Below are 7,134 nucleotides of genomic sequence, written 5' to 3' on the forward strand. Positions count from 1 at the left end.
CAAGGCGCGATTACCGTCACCGCCAGCGACGGCGAGGCCCTGCTGGCCGCTGACGGCAGCAATGAAGTGACCGGCAGGAATGTGGACATCTCCGGCTCCACCTCAGGCCTCAACGCCAGCGGCGTGGGCAGCAATACCGTCACGGGTACAGGCGGCAGCATCACCATCAAGGGCGATTCCTCCGCCGTTTTCGCAGGCAATAACACCGGCAATACCAGCAGTGACGTGCATGTGGGCAACAAGATTATCGGCGAAGGCGACACCGCCATCACCATCGAAGGCGGCACGACCGGCATGAACGCAACAGGCGGGGGCCGCAACGAAGTGTCCGGCACGGGCAGCAACGTCGTCACCGTCACGGGCGGGTTAGACGGCATGTCCGCTGACGGCGCTCTTTCCGCCAACAGCATCGTGGCTGATGAAGGCACGGTAGACGTCTCAGGACAATACGCCGTGTCTGCCACCAGCGGCGGGGCCAACTATATTATCGGCAAGGATATCAATATTGCCGGAGCCAGGCAGGAAGCGTCCCCCACTGGCCCGCCGACGGAAGGAGCAGGGATGTTTGTGTCCAATGGTGGCGACAACCAGATTACTGCGACCGATGGCGGCACCGTACATATCTCGGGGTCCCGGGGTATGGATGTTACAGGGCACGGTACCAATGACGTCTCCATTGACGGACACGGCAGCATAAACGTTGCAGGTGAGCTTTACGGCATGCAGGCCAACGGAGCCAGCAGCGCCAACAGCATCAGCCTTGATTCCGGCAGTGTGAGCGTAGCGGCCAATTATGCGGCGGATATAACCAATTATGCTACGGCCATGTCTGCCCTGAACGGCGGTCATAACGAAATCAACAGCGACGGTTCGGTGATAGTGTCCATCACCGCCACGGCAGCAGCGGCTGGTAACGCCATCGCCATGTGGGCCAAGGGCGGCGGTTCGCTGAACATCATCAACGGCGGCCAGGGCAGCAGCGTGAATATCACCGCGCAGGGCAGTCAGGACGGTCAGAACATGGCCCTTAGCGCCAATGACGGCGGCAGGAATGAAATTTCCCTGGGCGCCGGCAGTCAGGTGACAATTCAGGGCAGTGTCAGCACCGACGGCAATGCGGCCAGTGAAAACAAGATTGTTGTTTTCGGTTCCGGCAATACAGTGACTGTATCTGGCAGCGTTGCGCAGGGCAGCCTCAACATCGTGGCCGATGCCGACAATACCTTTACCCTGGTTCTTCAGGCGAGCAGCATTGGCGAATTTGCCAGCCGTTACGCCGATTGGCTCAACGGCCTGACCGACCTTGATTTCTTCGCAGGACTGACTTCGATCCAGTTCCAGTTGGACGGCGAGTGGTCCGGTGCGGACGAAGCCGCCCTGCGGGACGCCCTTTCCGGCTTTCTGGACAAGGTGGATGGCGACAAGGTGTCTTTCACCGGCAGCCATGACGCACAGCCAGAATCGTATGCCGCCGCATTTGAAGATGCCCAGCCCGGCCACGACGGCCCCGGCGCTCATGACGCCAGTGATGATTATGATCCGCTGAACCATGATGTTGACGTCAGCGCGTACCCCACACTGCTCTTTTCCAGCGATGGCAGCGACATCCTCGAAGGCGACGCCCACCTGTACGATGATTCAATGCTTGCCAACTACCACGAAACCGGCCTGTCGGAAGCCGCCCCGGCCGCGGCTTCGGGCAGCCAGCAGGACGACAGCGCTTCCGGGCAGCCCCTTGCCGGAATGGACGACATGTTGCGCGAAGGCGATGACAGCCTGGACAGCGTGCTTCAGCCCGGCCCCGCGGCAGGCGGACACACTGACGGGCATGAGGTTGAAGCCATCGGCATCATTGACCTGACCAACAAGGATGCCCTGAAGAACATCTCCCTGCCCACAGCCTCTGAGGCGCAGCCGCAGGCTTCATACAACGGGGATCACGGCCCCAGAGCTGCCGAGCCGGAAATGCCCGTTGGGGATGTATCGGGCGAGGTGGCCCGGCAAATGGTGGAAAACTGCTAAACCCAGCGGCTGCGCACAGCCCGAACCAGAGAGAACCCGGCGCGCAACGCGCGCCGGGTTCTCTCTTTTCTGCCGAAAATGTGATTTTTGGCAGAATCCACGCCATGTTGTGGCGCGCCGCACTTTCGTGCAGCGTTAGACAGTGTCGTCACGAGCGCCTTTTCCGGTATCTCTGCGTCGAATTTCGCCTTTTATTCCGGTTGAGTGCCATAAGAGTACGCTCCCTGCATAAAAGGTTCGCTCTCCTTGATATACCAAGGAAATTCATCTCGTGATGGCACTCTACATCTAGGGCATTTACACTTTTTCAAAGTTAACACGCCCTAGGCAAAGCCGAAATTCATGAGCGTATGCCGGGCCATGACATATTTTGAAAGCGACAACTGCGTAAACTGCATGCCCGAAAGCAGACCCTCCACCACAGCAGGCAGAAAACTGTCGTATTTAAGCTCCAGAATGGTCAGGCCGTCCGTGCAGACGGGAACCGACACTGCGGAACCCGGCGTGGAAGCCCGCAAACCGGAATCAAAAGTAATCCTCACGTTGCCCGGCACATAGCTGAAGGCTTCCCGCTCGTAGATGACGGTCACCACCGGGCGCAGGCGATTGGCGCAGTGCAGGCGGTAAAACGCCTCCCACACTTCGTCGTTTTGTGCGGCGGCAACGCTCATGTCTCCGGCGCAAAGCCTGTGATACTGGTCTGCTGATACCTTGGCGTGCAGTTTCAGTCCCAGTTCGCCCTCTTTGTGCTTGCGCTCCAGGTGTATGGGGTCAAGCTGATTATTGTACCAGCGCATGCGCCATTTGTCGCGCGTGAAGACGCCACTTTGTTTTTCATGCAGGGCAGTGTCATAGATGTCGTCAAAGTACAGGCTGCTGATAAGGTATTTCCCGTTGGAATGTCTGTCGCGCTGGAGCAGGCACGACACGCGCTGGCGCAAAATGGCAGTATTATCCGGCGACAGGTAATATTTTCGTTCGTATCTGAATTGTTTTTTCCGCATATTTGCGACCCCGCAAAAGAAAGTACCCTTAGAAAGTACCCTTGATGATACTGCTCGAAAAGCCAATGAATTGGCGTTCAGCTTGGCGTAATATGTTGACCTGAAAACGCAATAACTATAGAATATTTTTTTATGCAAGCATAGTCCGTGCTCGTGCCTTGTGCGCAGTGCCTTTTTTACACGCGGCGTACAGCTGGCTGCGCAGCGGACATGCCCCCCCATTGCAGGAAAACACGCGGAAGTATGCGAACGACCATAGTATGCCTGTTTCTGGCTGTAGCGCTGGCATGCGTTGCGGCATCCCTTCTTTTGCCTTCAGGGCTTTCAGGCTTGTCTGCGCCTTCCGGCAGGGAAAGCCTGCGCGAAATCGTTGGCTACACGATACAGCAGGAAAAGGAAAGGATCGAAAGGCCCGTCTTTGATCCCTCCGTCCATTTCCATACGGAATCAGTGCGTGTGAAACTTGCCTGCGGACGGCCTGATGCGCAAATATTCTATACTGTGGACGGCTCCACACCCACCAGGAACAGCACCGCATATACAGGCCCCCTTCATCTCGTTCCCGAACACGGCAGAACCTGCATTGTCGTCAAGGCCTTGGCGGTGGTTGACGGGCAGGAAAGCGCTGTCAGCACGCATAGCTACTTTATTGAGCCGGGCGTTCGTTCGCGTTACGGTTCCTACATTTTTTCCCTGTCTACACAAGATGACAATCTGTACGGGCATGAGACCGGCATCCTTGTGCCGGGCAGGCTGCGGGCTGAATCCGTGCAGAGGCATCCTGAAAAGGACGAAAACGCCCACGACGCCAACTATAAAGGCCGGGGCCGTGCCTGGGAGCGGCCGGTGGATGTGGAAGTTTTTAATCCGGATGGCGTCCGCCTGCTGTCGCAAAAAGCCGGATTGCGTGTTTTCGGCGGTGTGTCGCGGCATTATCCGCAAAAATCACTGCGCCTTACGGCCCGCAAGACCTATGATCCGGCGGCGGGAAAATTCAAGTATCCCTTTTTTGCCGAGCTGGCCCATGAAGATGCCGCCTTTCCTGTGCTTTCCTATGATGCCCTGACGTTGAGCAGTGGAGGGCAGGATCTTTATGATGCGCAGATCCGTACACCTCTGATCGCACGTATTGCCGCCCGGGCCGGATACCCGTGGGTGTCACCAGTGCATTCCGCCGCCGTGTACCTCAATGGCGGCTATTACGGTCATTCTTATCTGACAGTGAGAATGGATGACAGCCTGCTCGAGAGTTTTTTCAATCGTCCTCGCGAAGATTTTGCCACATTTAATGGCGGCGTGAAGAGGCTGCGCTCTTCGCCAAAATACCCGGAACTTTTGAACTGGCGCATGATCAAGGGCTTCAGGGCGTTAACAAGGCGTTGCGAAGTCGAGCCGATGAGTGAAAACCTCTATGCTGCCATTGCAAAGCAGATAGATGTTGATGATTTGCTATTATATTATGCCATCGAAGCCTATATAGACAACAGGGAATGGCTGCACGACGACCAGAACAATATTAAAGTGTGGCGCTATGTGGGGGATGACAGAGTTCAAGGATGCGGGCTTGATGGCCGCTGGCGCTATGTGCTGTATGATATGGATGTTTCTGCCATGAGCCCCTGGGGTGGTGCAACACCCCCTTCCAATCCCACTCTGGAGCGCGCGCTGGCGGCAAGCCCTGTCTTTGCCTCTCTGCTGGAGCGCCCGGAATCGGCAGCACAGTTTGCCAATAATATTTGTGATATGGCTTTTGTTCACTACGCTGAAGGCAATGTGCGGCAGGTCATGCAGGAACTGAACGGCATAAGCCTTGGTGAAGTTGAGCATGCGGCGCGCCACGGCGTGTATAATCCGCCCGGCCTGCAAGAAACCATTGCCAGGGGCCGTGAAAATATTCTTACGTTTTTCCGGGAACGCCCGGAACATGCGCTCAATGAACTGCGCCGCATTCTGGGCTATACCGACCTTTACCATGTAACGGTGGAGGGTTCGGCCCGCCTGAACACCATCAGCCGTCCCGATCCTGAAGGATGGTATTTCGTTGAAAATTCCGTTGAGGTTGCCGCTGTTCTGCCGCCGGACAAGGCCGTGCGGCATTGGGAAGTGAACGGGCAGATCAGACAGGGGAGCAGGATCACGCTTTCCGGGCGCGACGCGGCGGAGGGGCAGGTGCGGGTCAAGCTCGTGACGGAAGATTGCCCACCGCCTCTGGTGCTTGAAAATGCCTATGACCACGGTCATGTCTGCGGTTTTTCAGTGCGCAATACCACAGGCAGCCCGTTTGAAGCGCAGGGCCTGTACCTGAGCGACAGGCTGGGCAAACCCCAGAAGTATGAGTTGTCCGGCGTGGTTTTTAATCCGGGTGAAGCGGTTCCTTTTGTGGGCAAGGGCGCGCGGCATATCTCCGCCCTGAAGAAAATGCAGGTAAATTTCAAGCCCGTGCAGGGTGAAACCATTTATCTGCGCAACAGGGACGGGCAGATCTTGTCCTCTATTACTGTGGAATAACCTTTACCATGTTCTGCATGATGCCGGTGATGTATGACTGAAGAGCTTCGCAAGGTCCTGCTTCTGTTTTCGCAGCAGGAAACGCTGACCATGTTTTCTCTGGCTGTGACAATGGCTGTTGCCCTTGGTTGCGGGCTTGCCATCTATCTGCTGTACCGCTTTTTTTATCGCGGCATTGTATATAATGAAAATTTCGGCGTTCTCATCCTTATTGTCAGCGGCATAACCGCCTTTATCATCATCACCATCGGCACGAACTTTGTTCTGTCGCTGGGTATGGTCGGGGCGCTGTCCATTGTGCGTTTTCGCGCTCCCATCAAAGACCCGCTGGATGTGGGCTTTCTGTACTGGAGCATCGCCGCAGGACTTACCGCCGGGGCAAGGCTCTATATGGTCGCCATTTTCGGTACGGCGGTCATCGGCCTTGTGTACATTGCCATGACTTTTGTTCACAGGGATTCACGGACATTTCTGCTCATCCTGCGCTATGCCCCCGAGGCTGAGGAGCGGGTGAGCGTCCTGTTGCAAAAAATGAAGTGCAAGCTGAAAAACAAGAGCGTTTCGCGAGGAGCCACGGAGCTGACCCTTGAGGTCAAGGTCAGGAAGGGCCGTATAGAATTTATGGATGCGTTTACCGCGGCGGACTTTGTGGACAGCGCCACCCTGGTGGAATATAACGGAACCTATTCGTAAAACAATTTTTTGTGCGGGCAGTGCGTTTGGCGGCGTAATCCGCGGTATTGAAAATATGGCTCAGGGGCATAAAATTCTCCACACTCGTGGAGGGTTTTATGCCCCTTTTTGTGGCGGGCAGCTACTGTCACCGTATGATTTTTTGGCCCAGTGGAGCGTGTTTTCCATGCTACTTTGCATGGATGCATGGTTTGTGCTCATGATTGAGACAACAAATGCGGTATTGTGCATTGCTCATGCCCTGTCAGCACGTCAATGCGCTGCGAAGCTGTGCCGATGTTGAACCGCAGATGCTTTCTTGCCGTCAGATGAATGGGCGTTGTCCGCCTTGTTGCGGCACTATGCGGTCCTTTGCTTTTGCGGAAAAAAGCGGGCATAAAAAAGCAGTAATCCATACTGATAATACAAGGCACAGGCTAGGTTATGAAGCGTTCACGACGTATGTTTCTTATGGGGGCCGGGGCTGCGGGCCTGTCGGCCGTGGCGGGCGGCAGTGATGCACTGGCTGCCGCAAATGACGGCGCTTCCGGCGGCACGCGGTACGCCACGTTGCTGGAGCTTGAAAAATGTATCGGTTGCGGCGCATGCGTGCAGGGCTGCCGCGAGCGTAACGAAGCGCGGTATCCGGTGGTGAACGGGGCCATGCCCGACCTCTTTCCTCCGGGTACAAAGACCGAAGACTGGTCGCAGCGGCAGGATGTGGACGACAGGCTTACCCCCTATAACTGGCTGTATATTGAAACCGTGACCGTGCAGAAAAACGGCCAAAATCTTGACCTGCACGTGCCGCGCCGGTGTATGCACTGCACCAATCCGCCCTGCGCCAACCTTTGCCCCTGGGGAGCGTGCAGCAGCGATCCGCAGACCGGCACCGTGAACATCAGCCCGGCAACCTGCCTTGGCGGGG

At 56.3% G+C, this 7,134-nt stretch carries 5 protein-coding genes; 4 read left to right on the forward strand and 1 reads right to left on the reverse strand.

Translation table 11 applies throughout. From position 1 onward, the window contains the following. The coding region (locus tag V6C16_RS05825) for a hypothetical protein (RefSeq protein WP_333534354.1) at window positions 1–2,022 on the forward strand (2,022 nt) is incomplete at its 5' end. A 323-nt stretch (window positions 2,023–2,345) separates the two neighbouring features. On the opposite strand, the gene V6C16_RS05830 is transcribed toward V6C16_RS05825, so the two are convergent. Beyond that, window positions 2,346–3,026 (reverse strand): polyphosphate polymerase domain-containing protein, encoded by a 681-nt coding sequence (locus V6C16_RS05830; RefSeq protein ID WP_333534355.1) that lies wholly within the window; start codon window positions 3,024–3,026, stop codon window positions 2,346–2,348. Between the two features lie 243 nt (window positions 3,027–3,269). Here V6C16_RS05830 and V6C16_RS05835 point away from each other — a divergent pair, with 243 nt between their 5' ends. The 3 genes from V6C16_RS05835 to V6C16_RS05845 form a co-directional block, all read left to right on the forward strand. Beyond that, on the forward strand, window positions 3,270–5,534 hold the full coding sequence (locus tag V6C16_RS05835) for a CotH kinase family protein (protein ID WP_333534356.1): 2,265 nt from the start codon (window positions 3,270–3,272) through the stop codon (window positions 5,532–5,534). Window positions 5,535–5,567: 33 nt separating this feature from the next. Further along, the gene (locus V6C16_RS05840; protein WP_333534357.1) at window positions 5,568–6,227 is read left to right on the forward strand and encodes a DUF4956 domain-containing protein; all 660 of its coding nucleotides are present in this window, start codon (window positions 5,568–5,570) and stop codon (window positions 6,225–6,227) included. A 423-nt stretch (window positions 6,228–6,650) separates the two neighbouring features. Beyond that, window positions 6,651–7,134: 4Fe-4S dicluster domain-containing protein (locus V6C16_RS05845; RefSeq protein ID WP_333542879.1), on the forward strand; the 484-nt coding region annotated here is incomplete at its 3' end.

Source organism: Desulfovibrio sp. 1188_IL3213, from assembly GCF_036763145.1.
Lineage (GTDB): Bacteria > Desulfobacterota > Desulfovibrionia > Desulfovibrionales > Desulfovibrionaceae > Desulfovibrio.

Excerpts from the sequence above, each read along its gene's own strand:
- V6C16_RS05835 (WP_333534356.1), top strand. The coding sequence starts at position 3,270 with ATGCGAACGACCATAGTATGCCTGTTTCTGGCTGTAGCGCTGGCATGC.
- V6C16_RS05840 (WP_333534357.1), top strand. The coding sequence starts at position 5,568 with ATGACTGAAGAGCTTCGCAAGGTCCTGCTTCTGTTTTCGCAGCAGGAA.
- V6C16_RS05830 (WP_333534355.1), bottom strand. The coding sequence starts at position 3,026 with ATGCGGAAAAAACAATTCAGATACGAACGAAAATATTACCTGTCGCCG.